The 15,406-nt window shown below is 36.8% G+C and carries 13 protein-coding genes; 4 read left to right on the top strand and 9 right to left on the bottom strand.

Features of this window, described 5'->3' with window-relative positions; translation table 11 throughout:
* Positions 1-128: 128 nt before the first annotated feature.
* The gene (locus EPA86_RS03105; protein WP_140601788.1) at positions 129-1,184 is read right to left on the bottom strand and encodes a helix-turn-helix domain-containing protein; all 1,056 of its coding nucleotides are present in this window, start codon (positions 1,182-1,184) and stop codon (positions 129-131) included.
* A gap of 159 nt (positions 1,185-1,343) precedes the next feature.
* Positions 1,344-3,950 (bottom strand): TonB-dependent receptor, encoded by a 2,607-nt coding sequence (locus EPA86_RS03100; RefSeq protein ID WP_140601786.1) that lies wholly within the window; start codon positions 3,948-3,950, stop codon positions 1,344-1,346.
* Between the two features lie 675 nt (positions 3,951-4,625).
* On the opposite strand from EPA86_RS03100, the gene EPA86_RS03095 reads away from it, so the two are divergent.
* Positions 4,626-5,177 carry a hypothetical protein gene (locus EPA86_RS03095; RefSeq protein ID WP_140601784.1) on the top strand — a complete coding sequence of 184 codons (552 nt, stop codon included), beginning with the start codon at positions 4,626-4,628 and terminating at the stop codon, positions 5,175-5,177.
* Positions 5,178-5,512: 335 nt separating this feature from the next.
* Complete coding sequence (locus EPA86_RS03090) at positions 5,513-6,208, top strand: substrate-binding periplasmic protein (RefSeq protein ID WP_170309553.1); 696 nt, start codon at positions 5,513-5,515, stop codon at positions 6,206-6,208.
* Between the two features lie 34 nt (positions 6,209-6,242).
* Here EPA86_RS03090 and EPA86_RS03085 read toward each other — a convergent pair whose 3' ends face one another.
* Both EPA86_RS03085 and EPA86_RS03080 read right to left on the bottom strand, forming a co-directional pair.
* A complete protein-coding gene (locus tag EPA86_RS03085; protein ID WP_140601780.1) occupies positions 6,243-6,587 on the bottom strand; it encodes a zinc ribbon domain-containing protein YjdM in 345 nt (114 codons plus the stop codon).
* Between the two features lie 98 nt (positions 6,588-6,685).
* Entirely contained in the window at positions 6,686-7,591 is a 906-nt protein-coding gene (locus EPA86_RS03080; RefSeq protein WP_140601778.1) for a LysR family transcriptional regulator, read from the bottom strand.
* A 123-nt stretch (positions 7,592-7,714) separates the two neighbouring features.
* Between EPA86_RS03080 and EPA86_RS03075 the strand changes: the two genes are divergently transcribed.
* A complete protein-coding gene (locus EPA86_RS03075; protein WP_140601776.1) occupies positions 7,715-8,200 on the top strand; it encodes a VOC family protein in 486 nt (161 codons plus the stop codon).
* 67 nt (positions 8,201-8,267) lie between these two features.
* Here the strand turns inward: EPA86_RS03075 and EPA86_RS03070 are convergent, their stop codons facing one another.
* The 3 genes from EPA86_RS03070 to modF form a co-directional block, all read right to left on the bottom strand.
* On the bottom strand, positions 8,268-8,921 hold the full coding sequence (locus EPA86_RS03070) for a DsbA family protein (RefSeq protein WP_140601774.1): 654 nt from the start codon (positions 8,919-8,921) through the stop codon (positions 8,268-8,270).
* On the bottom strand, positions 8,914-9,360 hold the full coding sequence (locus EPA86_RS03065) for a disulfide bond formation protein B (protein WP_140601772.1): 447 nt from the start codon (positions 9,358-9,360) through the stop codon (positions 8,914-8,916). Before EPA86_RS03065 ends, EPA86_RS03070 begins: the two co-directional genes overlap by 8 nt.
* A 127-nt stretch (positions 9,361-9,487) precedes the next feature.
* Positions 9,488-10,966, bottom strand: a complete 1,479-nt coding sequence (gene modF, locus EPA86_RS03060) for a molybdate ABC transporter ATP-binding protein ModF (RefSeq protein ID WP_140601770.1) — start codon at positions 10,964-10,966, stop codon at positions 9,488-9,490.
* 258 nt (positions 10,967-11,224) lie between these two features.
* Between modF and EPA86_RS03055 the strand changes: the two genes are divergently transcribed.
* Positions 11,225-12,643: a diguanylate cyclase domain-containing protein gene (locus EPA86_RS03055; RefSeq protein WP_140601768.1), complete on the top strand. Its 1,419-nt coding sequence runs from the start codon at positions 11,225-11,227 to the stop codon at positions 12,641-12,643.
* A gap of 36 nt (positions 12,644-12,679) precedes the next feature.
* On the opposite strand, the gene EPA86_RS03050 is transcribed toward EPA86_RS03055, so the two are convergent.
* A complete protein-coding gene (locus EPA86_RS03050) occupies positions 12,680-13,117 on the bottom strand; it encodes a TlpA family protein disulfide reductase (RefSeq protein ID WP_140601766.1) in 438 nt (145 codons plus the stop codon).
* A gap of 83 nt (positions 13,118-13,200) precedes the next feature.
* Entirely contained in the window at positions 13,201-15,336 is a 2,136-nt protein-coding gene (locus EPA86_RS03045) for a TonB-dependent receptor plug domain-containing protein (protein WP_140601764.1), read from the bottom strand.
* Positions 15,337-15,406 lie beyond the last annotated feature (70 nt).

The following is a 15,406-nucleotide window of genomic DNA, read 5'->3' as shown; positions in this document are numbered from 1 at the left end:
GACATCACTATAAGTAGCTAAGGGTAAAATAGCTGACGAATTCTAAAAAAAGTCTGACGAATTCTAAAACAGCCTTATTGATTACCAAAAAACAACAGAAAATCTGTTAATAATCAATACATTGCAACTCACCCCAAATTAGAATTATTCTTCTTTCGATACGCTGTTGGTGTTATTCCGTGAGTATTCTTAAAGGCTTTATTAAATGAGCTCAGACTTCTAAAGCCGCTTTCTAACGCTAAGGTTAAAACAGGCAAATGATTATAATCTGTAGAGGCTAAACTTTCGGTGACTTCTTTAATTCGATAGTAATTTAAGAAGTCATTAAAGTTACGATAATTAAGCTCGCCATTAATTAAATTTCTTAATTTATATTCATGAATTGACAGATGTTTGGCTAGTCCTGCTATAGTCAACCCATCTTGTTGATACAGTTTATCTTGCTCCATTGACTCGACTACTTTGAGCAATTCTTGTGATTGTTTAGGTAACTCAATGTTGTTAGCTTCGACAGAAGCTTTCGGTTTTACCGTTTCAAATAAACTCGACTGCTTTAATTGAAATAGTAAAAAGTTGATTGCCGTAATTAAAGCCGCTAACAAAAAGCTTGTCACTATTTCTAGTCCAGCCCACTCCACTTTAAATAATTGCTCCAGCACAATCACAGAAAAAATATATAACCCTGAAATGGCAATAACACCACCACGGATATAACGTCTTTCTTGCACTAAATCATCACGCCAATGTTTAAAAGAGATAATCAGCGCATGGCAAATTAAAACTAGCTCCAACAATAACATACCGTATTTTATCAAGCCGTATATGGCATCAAAATCTTGCAAGGAAATTGCAAATGTCAGCTCAATAATCGAGGTTGATAACGGTACCATCATAGTCAATGACGCGACAATATATTGCCAACGCTGCAAAATAGTATGATCACCAAATACACTTAAACTAACCAACCAAAATACACCGGGCAATGCATTTAGAGTTATTTGTAATAACCATGCAACCAGTGAATCTTGCTCAGGTTGTAATAAAGCACTGAGTAAATACCCACAACTACATAGCATAAGTAAAATAAATAAACTGATGGAAGGGTTTTGTTTTCTAAGAGGAAATAACAGTAATGCGCACATTACCATTTGCGCTAAAGCAAATTGGGAAAAAAATTCAGCCATGGAAAAATTAAAATGGTCGGATGTCAAAACAAAGAACTATAAAAACATAAAATTATGCAGATTCCAAGTCACAGTTCAATACGGTAAAAAAAACCAACATCAAATGATGTTGGCTTTTTTAAAGTAGAACTAATGACTACGGTAGTTCACTTATAAAATTTAGAATGAGTACTTAATGTCTACACCCACTTCTATGCCGCGATTAATGCGAACAAGTGGTGTCCCTAGTATGTCAGCCGTTAAATCACCAAAGCCAACAACATGTTTTTCATCTAATAAGTTTTTGCCCCATAAACCAATTTTCAGGTTGTCAGCATCATTAGCCCATGAAAGGCGCGCATTAAGACTTTTGGTATCACGAAAGTACTCTGGTACCGCAAGTTTATAATCTTCAATACCTGGTTCTTCAGCATTTAAGTTCTCAATGAAAGCATAATCTACATGTAAGTTGGTTGTGCCTACACCAAAGTCTGGCATCCAATCAAAGGTTAATGTGTAGTTAAGGCTAGCATCATCAGAACGTGTTTCAGCCTCAATTAAATCACCTTGCCCATTGTAATATGAAGGCGTTTTAGTATCTGTTGAACGAACCTCTGAAACAAAACCAAAAGTAATGCTATCACTCGCCATCCAGCGTAAATCAAACTCAGCACCTACAATATCTTTATCGATACTAATAATTAATGGGATAGCAGCAATATCATCAGGTCTTTTTGACGAGACACTTTTTTGTAAGTTTTCTAAACTTAAGTAATAAGCGCTAATGTTAGCAACAATTTGTTTAGCCCAAATACCTTTATAGCCTACTTCGAAGTTAGTACTATCTTCTGGCTCAAAGGCTTGTGGTACGCCACTTTTTGTAGCACCTAATGAATCATAACCACCTGATTTATAACCCGTTGAGTACGAAGCGAATACCATATCATCATCAGTCACTTGATAGCTTGTCACTAAGCGACCTGATACTTTATCCCATGTATCTGACGCCTTATAATCAACGGCATCAAACAATAAATTCGTTAACGGAATTTGTTCTCCGCCCTGCATTTCAATGACACTATTAACAGGGACAGTAGCGAAACTATTTACTGGCGTATGCCAAGTAAAGTCTTTTTTATCATTTGAATAGCGTAGGCCAACAATAACATTCCACTTATCTGTAATAGCATAATCAACATCAGCAAAAATCCCCCAGTTAGTGAAATCGCCAGTGTTATTAACTGTTTCTTGATAGAAAGCACCACCATATCCCGGCCCAAAAAGCTCAGGAACATAGGCAGGTAAATATTCTGGTGGGACGCCAGGGTTAGCCATAGCAGGCAATTGAGTTGACACCATATCGTAAGTTAAATTACCTGTCGCACTGACAATATCAGCCGTTAGTGGCACACCGTCCATACCAATTGCCGACATTATAGCGTCGCCTAAACCTAGCATGTTTAAAGTATCTGACCACTCATTAGGGTTCCACATATGATCCATTGCAGGCACCATACCACCAGTTAAATCATGAATTTTTCTATTCAAATCCCCTGTGACTAAACGCCCATAGGTATCTGTTGTCATGTTTAGCTCAGTCGTTTGACCAACATCTTCTTTTGAGTAAGAGAAGCCAGTTACCGCATTAATTTTATTGCTGACATAGTTAAGTTGTAATTCAGTATAAAAAATATCTGAATCTTCATTGTTTGAGGTATCAAAATAACGTGTTGCATCACTGGTACCGTCTTCTTCTTGACGGTTAATGGTTTCCCAATCTCGATAACTTAACACATATTTCATTGACCATTGATCATTGAATTCATGTGTCAGCTTACCTGTTACACCATACATATCGCGAGACTCAACACCATTTCTCACATCATTCTCGGCTTTAGAACCCATATAGCTCTTTCCGCCGTTATAAGCATATTCACTTATACCAATACCCATTGGCGGAGCTTGTTCTAAATCATCCCAATCATAAGCCAATTGAAAACTAGTTTGGCTACTTATATCCCACAATAGGGAGATTCTTGCCGCATTATGAGCGCGCTCACCCAATTCCCATGATTTAAACTCATCGTTCCAAGACGCATCATCAACATTATCAACAAAGCCATCTTGGTTATTTGTTAAAAAGTTACCACGTAAGTAAACATTACTCGCCAATGGCGCATTTACCATGCCTTCATAGCGCTGTAAATTATCTGTACCGAGGGTTGCTTTAATGAAACCTTCAAAATCAGATGTGGGTGCATTTGGTACCATATTGACAACCCCCATCGCCGCATTACGACCAAATAAAGTACCTTGAGGTCCTTTTAGCACTTCAACTCGAGCCATATCGGAAAAAAGTACGTTTTGTGCTGCTCGTGGCATATAAACATCATCATAAAAGGTCGCTGTTGAGGGGTCGCCACCTACACTAATACCTGGGCTAGAGATACCACGCATACTGACACCTGCTTGAGTCATACTGCCAGAGCTATAGCTAAAGCCAGGAATAAATTTATCAATATCACTAAGTAAAAGAGAACTTGTTTCTTCAATGGTATCTGCTGATACACTACCAACGGTAATTGGCACCTTTAAAATATTCTGTGTACGTTTTTGTGAAGTCACCGTAACCACTTCAATGTCGGCAGTTTCATCGGCTTTTATGTCTGTTTGTTCAGCAGCACTGATAAAAAAAGGCGTAACGAATAACGACGAGATAATAGCTTGAGTAATTTTATTTCTTTTTTTCGTTTGAAGGGTGTACTTATGATTATAGTCTTGTGACATTCTGTTCTCCCCGGAACGTTAGCTTATTGTAATTATTTTTGTTGGCTAGGCATTTTGTAATACCTTTTATTATTACTAGCGCTTTATGTATACAACGCTTTATTTTTAATCATTACTATATGGTGCTATTTTGATAAAAGCTTAATTATAATTAAAAAAGCACTGACGAATAACTTAAAATAGCTGACTGATTATTTAAAAACGACCTGATAGACTATGAAAAACAAGCACTCAATTAAAATCTCATATAGTTAAAAAAACCATCAATAAACCTAGGTATATACCTACATCTGAGTGAAAAATAACAATTAAAAACTTAAAACTGACGAAATATTTCAGTGAGTTGCTAAATAAAATTGCGTATAAAGTGATTTATTTATCAACAATATTGACCGCCAATCAATAAGAAATAGCCAAAATAACTATGGGTGTTTTTTAGACAACAATGCCAACAAAAGTGATATTAATCACAAACACAGCGTTTTAAGTACAATGTAATCCTCTACCTAAATAACCTTTTAATTCAAAACTCTTAGCTCTGAAACTAGCATTCAAATGAAAAACCAAAAGGCATATTAGACAGGCATAACTAAAATCATAAATAAAAATTTTCAAACTATTTTTCGCTTTAAAGCAACTATGTGTATATCAACCTAAAAAGCTTTGGAGCTAAATATGACACTTAAACTTTTAAAACCAGCATTATTAACCTCACTTATTGGAGCATCCGTTGCAATGAGTTTCATGACATCGGTCAATGCAACAGTAGAAGACAAGTCTAACTACAAAATTTATGTGCATAAGAACTGTCAAAAACTTAAAGAAATTCCAATGACCCCCAAGCAAATTGAAGCTTTAAAAGCGTTTGAAGAAGTAGAAAGATCTTTTGAGCATCTTGAAAAGCCATTAGAAGTTATGGAAGCAAAATTAGAGCAGTATGAAGAAGAGTTTGACAAATACTCTGATGAAATAGTCATAGAAACAGATGAAAAGATTGTTATAAATAAATCGATGCTTAACAAACATGAAGCCATCGCTGAAAAAATGGAACTTATCATGCAAGAGCACGAACTAGATATGCAAAAACTAGAGCAACATGCCGATATTATTGATGCTGCAGCCGACAAATTTGATGCAATAATCAACGAAAGTCTAGGCGAGTATAAAGATAAGGATGTTACTATCAGCATTGGAAAATTAGATAACAATTGGCGATGTAACAGCTAAAGTTGCATTGAATTTGCACATATTATTTCAAAAACCAATACACTATAACTACCTGTAATCATTTATCACCAAACGCTTTTATGACCATAATCTTTATTAAAGGTAATGGTCATTTATAACACACACCTATATATCGAAAATCGTAATTTCCTCTTATATTTTGTAAAACACCTTCCGTAATGTACATATGGGAATCAATAGACGTTCAAAGTAATAGTAAAAAAATAATTAAGGAATTCATCAATAGCTATCTGAAAATAGAGGCTATAATTAGTTAACCTTATCGACTTCTTTGAGAAAACTAGGTGATTTACCGGTTATTGTTAATAGTTTGCTTGTCACTATCATCTTTAACGAAGGTTTCACTTGCTGAAACTATTCGTATCGCACTGCCATCTGAAGGAAACCCGCCCTATTCCTATAGCGATACGACTCAACCTAAAGGGATATACGTAGAGCTATTTAATGCTTTATTTGAGAGTTCACCATACCGAATAGAGTTTGTTTATCTTTCATCTGCGCGTATTCGTAATGAGTTCAAGAGAAATACAATCGATATTGAATGCTGTCCGTTACCTTCTTGGCGTGAAGGTGAAGACGCTTACTCCCACTATTCTAAGGTTGCATTTACCACAGAAGATATTTATGTTTTTCCCAAAAATAAAGTACAGTCACTTCCCTCTTTAACAGGTAAAGCAATTGCAACAGTATCTGGGTATGCCTATTTACATGAGAAAAAGTTCTCTCGTATCGATTTTAATTCAGAGTTGAGCATCTTGCGAATGGTAGCAAACCAACGTGTGGAATTGGGTATTGTTGACCGATATATTGCTGAGCATTTGATCCATTTAAACAGCTTCCCCGTAGACATAGGCTCTGTGCATGAAAAGGCGTTACGTCCTATTCGAGTTCATAAAAATAAAAAGCACATTTTGCCTGAACTCAATAGAGCAATAAGCCAATTACAAAAAAAACAAAAAATTCAAAAAATATTTAAGCAGCATGGAATAAATCACGACAGCACATTCTAATTATATCGCAATGTATATTCCCCAAATGGGGATATCATGTAGCTTTTTTCACAAATTTAGCCGTGACCATCATTTCACCTACACCATCAACTTTGCAATCAAGTTGATGATCCTTCTTATCAAAAACACGTCTCACGAGTGCTTTGGTACCAATTTTAATCACTTGTGAACTTGCTTTGATTTTTAAATCTTTGATCACGGTGACTTTGTCACCATCAGCAAGTAATGCGCCGTTAGCATCCTTTACTTTAATGGCGCTCTCTTCTTCAACCTCTACAGGGTTCCACTCAAAACTACATTCTGGGCAAATCATTAAAGACTGATCTTGATAAACATACTCTGACTGACATTTTGGACAAGGTGGAATGGATTCACTCATGATTTTCAACAATTTCACTATTCAATTTTGCCTATTTTAGCAAAAGCTAGAATTAATAAACAACATAATAACCAGACTTTATAAGGCTTTCTTATGAGTCATGAACCTGAAGTACTCATGTTGAAATGCGCTTGTAGTTTACGCGAAACAGTGTCAAATCTTGCTGGCAAATTTCTGCCTTTTTTAACGACAAGGTGTAGTGTTTCAATGACCTGTGTTTTGGCTTCAAAAACCATTATTTTTTCAGGAGCATGAAAACTATCTATAGCGCTTTTAGGTAGCACGGTAAAACCTAAACCTTTGGCAACAGGTTCTAAAATTTGCCCTATTTGATTAATAGAGCCTGAAACAGGAATATCACTAACCAAGAGTTCATCAAAACAAGTTTCACTATTTTGAGCAAAAAATAGTGATAAATAATGCTCTGCATCAGGATGACTAATAAGTCCAAGTTCCAATAAATCGCTACGATAAACCTTAGCAAGATTAACAGTCGCAGGAAGCACTAAGCAAAGCTGTTCATGCCCTATTGTTTCCACATCAAATAAGGCAGGGTTAGGTATGTGTGTCACAATGCCAATATCAACTTTCCCCTGTTGTACTTCATTTAAAATTTGTTGATTAGGTGCCGCTTTAACTTCAAGTATCAATTGGCTATGTTGACATTGTAAATCCAACAGTTTGGGATAAAGCATTAATGCAAGTGAGCCAGAGCAAGCCAACCGACACTTTCCAGCATAAGGATCATCAGAGACTAGCTGTTCACGCAGCACCTCTTCACTTTTATCAAGCTGACAAGCGTATTGATAGACTAACCGACCTTGCTCAGTGACATCGAAGCGCTTCTTGTCACGCTTAATCAATGCACAGTCGCAGGCATCTTCAAGCTTAGTGATATGTTGACTGACACCAGGCTGAGTCATAAATAGCTTTTCTGCTGTTTTAGTAAAGTGCCCTGTATCAACTAGTGTTCGAAAGGTTCTTAACCATAGAGGGTTTATCATCAAGCCAACCATAACAAATAATTATCAACTTAATCACAATTGATAATTTCTACTAATCATAGGATTTTCATACACTGGATTCATCAAGCCAATACCTGGCTTACTTAAATATTGGAGTAGATTATGAAAATGAATCACATTGGCATTATGGTTGGCGATATGGAAAAAGCAGTTGAGTTTTATACCCAAGCACTTGGACTAACAATTGTTATGGGAAACACTCAAGTAATTGAAGAACGTGAAAGTGCAATCGGCAGAATGTGTATTGCTGTTTTTGGTGAAGGATTCAAAGGCTTCAACATTGCGCATTTAGTGACGACTGATGGCATAGGTGTTGAGCTGTTTGAAATGAAAGAACGTGCAGAACGGCATGATTTAGATTTTTCACGACTTGGTATTTTCCACTTTTGTCTTCAATCCGATAATTTTGCCAGTGTCATTGAAAAAACAGAGCAATATGGTGGCAAAGTCAGAATGGATATCATGCGTTATCATCCAGAAGATGATAGCAAACCAGCTAAAATGGTGTATCTAGAAGACCCTTTTGGTAATTTATTCGAGCTATATTCACACAGCTACGAAGAAACCTATGCGTCTGACTATGATTAATAAAAACGAAAAAGGCTGCAAAATTTTGCAGCCTTTTCACGAATTTTTGTATCTATCACTTATGATGCTAATGATAATGCTTAGCAATTTCTTCTTCTATTAATTGTAATAACTGCTCATAACCAAAGGTTTGCATTTTTCTACCATTAACTAGAAACTCTGGTGTCGCTCTAACTTCAAAGGTTTTACCGTCAGCTAAATCAGAGTTAAGGGCTTGAGTGACTTTCTGGCCAAAGGCGTCTTGAGCAAGTTTCTTTTGATCTAATGGTAAACTCGCCAATAACTCTTTAGCAATTTGAGGTTGAGCCACATGGTGCTGAGTCCACTGTCGCTGCTTAGCGAAAAGTAGCTCTAAGGCTGGCCAAAATTGTCCTTGTAAATGAGCCGATTCAAGCAGCCTCACCACTTTATCAGAACCTTTGTGTAATGGAGCGTATCGAACAACCAACCTTAGCTGGTCAGGGTATTTAGCCATCACTTTATTCACGAATGGGAAAAATACTGCGCAAGTTTCACAGGCAGGATCTAGAAACTCAACAATGGTCACTTTAGCATTTTCATTGCCTTTCATCGGCGCGCCAACACGTACTAATTTTTCGAGCTCTGCATCAGAAAATCGTGTTTGATTCGTGCTTATCTGATTTTGATAATACGTTGCCGCAATAAAGAATGCGCCTAGCAATACAACAATAAAGCTAATAAATAATGTTTTTTTATTCATGATGATCTCGGTTTCTCGCAAAAAATAATAATAAGCCTATAACACTAAACGTTAACAGTGACATCATAGGCATATTCATAAAGCCAAATAGATTCAAATGTGTTTCAGAGCAAGGGATATCTTGCACACAGGGTTGCGCACTTTTAGGAATAACACCCGCTACTAACAGCACATGAAAAAGTGCCACCAACCAGCCAAACAACGTTAATATTCCCACATAGCGCACAACTTTTTGCTCAAGTGGAAACAGTGCTAACGGTATTATAAGTACCAAAGGATACATAGCAATACGCTGATACCAACATAGCGAGCAGACAGGCAGCTTGACTATTTCACTGAAAAACAAACTGGCCAGCGTCGCTATAGTTGCAATAGCCCATGCAAAAAACAGCATAAGCCAAGGTGTTGATATTTGATTTGAAGAAGGTTCTACAGACATGAAAGTACTTACGAGACAACAACTGTTATATTTATTTAATTAAAAGACATTGTACTATAGGAAAATCACGAGTACACCTGAGTTAAGTCAACAAATTATAACTATGCATTACTTTTGCTACTTTCTGCTATTTAACTGTACTTTTTGCTACATAACCTAAATTGTCATCACCTTGATTAGCTTGTTCAGGCTGCTGCGCCAAAAATTCAAGCTCATGGGTAATGCACGTGAGTTGATCTCTTATATCATGGCTGACAAAAATTAAATGAGTCTTACTGTTTGCCGCTATATAATCCATTAAGGCGAGTACTTTGTCACGATTATGATTATCAAGTCCTTGGCAAGGCTCATCTAAAATCAAAATCATGGGTAACTTAACCACAGCGCGGGTAATTAATACTAAGCGCTGCTCGCCATATGAGAGCTGACTAAAATAGGTATTTTCATGTTGCTCTAACCCTAAAAGCACTAGCCATTCACGGGCAATATTCACTTGATATCGCGTAGGGCTATCATATAAACCAATACTGTCGTAAAAGCCTGAAAGTACCACTTGTATTAATGTAGTAGGCACACGGTAATCACGATGCAATTGAGCGCTAACCACGCCATAATGGCGCTTAATATCCCAAATAGATTCACCACTACCTCGCTTTACACCAAACAAATGAAGATCTTTGCCATAGGCTTTTGGGCTATCACCAGAAATCATCGCTAACAAAGTAGACTTACCACAACCATTTGGCCCAATAATGCGCCAATGCTGCCCTTGTTCAAACCGCCAAGATATATCATTAAACACAGGCTTTTGTTCAAAGCTTACAGAAACGTTATTTAACGAGACTAATGGTGTATTTTTATCGAGTTTTTTATATTGCAGGCAGTCAGGCAAATGATGGGGCAAGCTATAATGATGTTCATTAAGTTGTTGCCACTTTTCACTCGCAATCACTTGCTCTCGCTTACCTGAAAGAACAATACTTCCCTCTTGCATGTAGATTACATTGTCAATTTGACTTGGTAAGCTTTGATGATAAAAATCAAAGATAATAATACTAATGCCTTGTTCCACTAAGGTATTTAGTACATTGCTTAAATGAGCTTGTGAGCCAATATCAAGCCCTGCATAAGGTTCATCAAGTAACATAACTTGCGGCTTTAACATGAGCGCTCGTGCCATTAATACCTTGCGTGTTTCTCCGGTGGATAAAATCTTGAAAGGTTTATCTAGCAATTTTTCTATCGCGAGCAAGGAAATGACTTCATCTAACTCTTCTGGCGTATATGATTTATCATCAAGAATAATTTCACGAGCAGAGCGGCCATGATCAACCCCTTCTTCCATAAAATCACTACGATCGTTTAAACGATCAACTGCCAGTGTTTCTGCTTCTAATTCAAAACTTAAGGTAGTGAATTTCTCAGTTATGCTAACCTTTCCATCATAATTACAAATATTGCCTGCTAATATCTGCGCTAACACAGATTTACCGCTAGCATTATCGCCTAATACGAGCAATGACTCGCCTTGCGTTAACGAAAGCTCAGGAATTGATAGCAAAGCATTATTAGATAATTGAAAGGATAAGTGTTCGATTAATAACATAGAATACAAGGTATAAAGTTCAGATAATTAATTATATAAATTTTGCCAATTTTATGGCTAGCATTAAATTAATCTTATATATAGCTATTATCTTAGACAACGAGAATACAAACATTTCATAGCGAATAATGACTGAAAATTCCCTCCTCTACTGATTAAGTCACACGCCATTACTTGCTAATACAATGTAAACAACACTACAATATATTAACAACGTTCTCTATATGGATATTCAGATGTAAAATATAAGAGATACCTATGATAAAAACGTCCCAATGTATTGTCAGTTACCCTCCTGAAGAACTTGATTTTGAAAAATGGCAACGCTTAGTTAATTTGATGGCAAAACTTTATAACGCTACCAGTGGTGTTGTTGTTCAATTTCGTCAAGAATCATTTAATGTAGTTTCAACAAGTGACAATGCTGATAATTTTCTAAAGGTTAACTCAAGTTGGCCATGGGATATGAAAAGTTTTTGTCGAAAAATTATAGAAACCAATGACAAGTTATACGTAAATAATGCCAAAGATAGCGATGAATGGTCATGCAGCCCCCCTGTTGCTGAAGGCCCTGTTCGCTCTTACCTTGGCTATCCTTTGTATTGGCCAGATGGTTCATTGTTTGGATCCTTTTGTGTTATTGATACCAAACCAACTGAATATCCCTACTCACTCATTGAAATGCTAGAGCAATTGAAGCTTATTGTAGAAAGTGAGTTAAAGCATGTTTTTGATAAACAGAAAATTAAATCATTATTAGCTGAAAACATCGACATTTTAAAAGTTGTTGAGCAAGAACAAACTCAAGCGCAGATAGTAAAGAGTGCTTTATCTTTACAAGAGAGTATTAACACAGCAACGTTAGCTTCACTTATCGATAGCGTTATTAGGATCAATCAACAAGGCACAATTCTTTCATGTAACTTAGCAACAGAATCAATTTTTGGTTATAGCCCAAAAGAACTTATTGGTAAAAATGTAAATATTTTATCTTCAACATTTAATGTGCTGCATGAAATTACCAAACCTGATGCCTCCTACAGTGATGAAAACTATGCTGAGTTGATCCAACAATTTGAAGCACAACATAAAAATGGTAATAGCCTGCCAGTTCAATTGTCAGTCTCTCAAATTAAAATTGGATCAGATATTCAGTTTATTGCTTTATTATCAGATATTTCCGATAAAGTTCAACATGAGCAAATGTTGAAACAATTGGCTCTATATGATTCTTTAACAAATTGTGCCAACAGGAACTTATTGAACGAACGTTTTGAATATGAATTAGCTAAAGCTAAAAGGGATAACCTTACATTTTCAATCGCTTACTTAGATCTTAATGAATTCAAGCCCATCAATGATAAATATGGTCATCAAGCAGGCGATATAGCGCTTATCACAATAGTAAAAAGAATAAAGCAAGTAGTGAGATCTCATGACTTGGTTGCAAGGGTGGGTGGTGACGAATTTGTAGTATTGTTTAATAACTCTATTGATGCCCAACATCTAAAAACTAAATTGCTACATAAGATAAGGCAACCCATACCTTATGAGGGCCACGAGTTCAGTATCAGTTCAAGTATTGGTGTAGCTTCTTACCCAAATGATGCAAAATCTTTAGCTGATTTATTAAGAATTGCTGATAATAAAATGTATTTAGATAAAAAGAAAAAGTGAGACGTCCATCTCACTTTTCTCTTATCATAGTAATGACTATATTTGACAGTCACCATGACTCAAAATAGCTAAGGCTTCTGCCAGTTTATCTTTGGCAATAAAACCTCGCCTTTTGGCTATCAATTCACCTGATGCATCAAAAATCAATGTGGTAGGTGATGCTTGATAACCGCCAATTAACCGTAAAAACCGTCTATCAGCCTTAAAAGCTGGCATGTCCTTATGATAATGCTTTAACTCTTGCTTTAACTGTCGTGAATTACCTTTAGCGCCTACTAAGGCAAGGTTCAAAGTGCCTTGGCATGATTCAAACGCCTTAGCTAGTGTTTGTCCTTGTTTTTTACACCAGCTGCAATCAGGTTGATAAATCATCGCCACTGTAGCTAAAGCTGTTTCACTGACTTGAGTGCTCTTCTGCTCAGGCTTTAATGATTTAAGCGAGAAAGGTAAAGCTTCAACTTGAAATGTCTGCAATAGCAACGCCGTAGCAATTAAGCACAGCATTACTATTTTTATAAAGTTAATGAAGAAATTAAGCATAATATTTTGCGCAGTCTTTACAGTTTAACTTCAATACCGGCATACATTTCTCTGCCGTGTAATGCACCATAAATATAAGCAACATCATAACCACCGTTGGCATCATAAAATAACGGAGTATCGCCACTATCTATTTGCGTTTGTTCAAAGATATTAGAAACGCCAGCATATAGCTTAGTGTGTTCAGTTACTTGATACTGCACTTTAATATCTGAGCTTGAGAAAGCTTCACCTACTAGTGTTTTAACGCTGGTAGGATCGTTTAACTTGTTATATCCCTCATAGCCGTATTCAGCTAAATCCTTTTCACCAAACCAAACCGTTGACCAGAATACTTTTAAATTGTCTTTTTCATACTGAAGCTCAATGCTCGCACGCTCTTCAACAGGTGCAATGGCATAAGAGGACTTAAATGCATCATCATAATCAAACTTCTCTAAGCCAATATTCACGGTTAAGTTTTCTGTTAGGTTATAACCTAGGGTAATGTCATAAGTAGTCACTGAAGCTGATTCATCAAGCTGTGTTAATAACGGCACGCCTTCATCAGTTTCTTCTAGTGAAGCTAAGTTATCTACAGATGAATGAGCAAGTGATGCTGTAACAGCCAACGCCTCTGTGTCATAACTTAAAGAGTAACTTGCCGAAATTGACTCTTCTAAAGAGTCAATATCAATTTGATAACCTAACTCGGCATCTAAAATGCCATGATCCGTTTCAAAAAAGGATAACGGTGCGCGATACCCACGGCCTGTAGAAAAACGTGATGTTAACTGTTCGCTGTGGAAATAACGTACATCTAAACGCGGTGCAAAAAATGTTTCATCTATTTCAGTGCCCGTTTTTTCAGGATCAACAAAGTCAGCGGTAACTTGGTCAATTCGCATAGCCATAGCAACTTCAAAATCCTCTGTAGGTGTCCAAGTATCTTGAAAGAAAACTCCCATCGTTTCATAATCAAATGCATCGCTTTGATATGCTTCTACAGCTTCTAAGGCATCAGTTGAAGAACGCATTTCTTCATTTCGACTATCTGCACCAAAAGTAATAAAATGCTTGTCAGTTAATTCCATATCAAATTTAGCACGTGCATACCACATGGTATCTTCAGCTTGGTAATCTATCCCTTCATAGAAAGAATCTTGTAGATGATTTGCATAACTCAAAGCAAACTCAGCGACGGTATAATCACTCATCTCTGTTAAGAATTTCACGTATGCTTCATCGCGCGAAGTATCTATCCACTCGGTGGTTTCCCATGGCTTACCGATATATTGATTGCGTACATCATCATCTTCAAATAATTGCTCTGATGCAACGCCATCATACCCCGCTATAGCAGCACCAATGGAGTTAACAACATCGCCAATTATCGGGCCTCCAAAGATCTCTGATTGCACTTTTGAAATGCGTAACTGGACATTACTGCTTTCAAAAACGTCTTGAGTTAAAAAAGTAGTTAACGACAAATTCTCAATAAATGGTGCTTCACTTACACCATTATCATCATGATCTTCTTGATCTTGTTTATCGTATTGTCCGATGAAGGTGATACCTGTTTTTCCGTCTGAAGAAATCCCCGTTGCCATACCTTTCATGGCTGTAAAGTCATGAGAGCCTTTAGCAAAATCAAAGCTTGCGCCGTTTTCATAGGCTTCTTTGGTGATAATATTTACGGTGCCGCCAATTGCCTCTGGTGCAATAAGTGATGCGCCTGCACCGCGAGCAACCTCGATTCTATCGACACCTGTTGTTGCAATGGCATCTACAGCATAAAAGCCTGAAATTAAGGTATGAGTGGGCAAGCCATCAACTAGAATCGTCGTATGCTCACCTTTCATTCCGTTTAACATAATACGCTTAACACCACACATAGAGCACTCATTTGACACATTGACGCCGGGTTCGTTATTAATCGCCGCAGTAAGGCTTAATGCATTTTTATTTTCAATAGTGAGTGCATCAAGCACTTCTGTTTTTTGAATCACATCTTTTAATCGACCCGCTTGATCAAGTTTTTGCCTTAGGCTTCTAACTTCAATAACTTCGACATCTTTCTCTGAAAGATCGACTTCTTCAGCAAAAGAGAACATCGGGGCAGATAACGGCAAACTCGCCACAATAGCAAGGTACAAAGGAGATAATGATTTCATAAATAGCTCAATAAAAGATAAATAAAGTAACGGAATAACATGAATGGTATTGTTAATCATTCTCAATTAG

The organism is Litorilituus lipolyticus (genome assembly GCF_006439335.1).
GTDB lineage: Bacteria > Pseudomonadota > Gammaproteobacteria > Enterobacterales > Alteromonadaceae > Colwellia > Colwellia lipolytica.
Note: the sequence above shows the minus strand (reverse complement) of the source record. Positions and strands in the feature narration are given on the sequence as shown.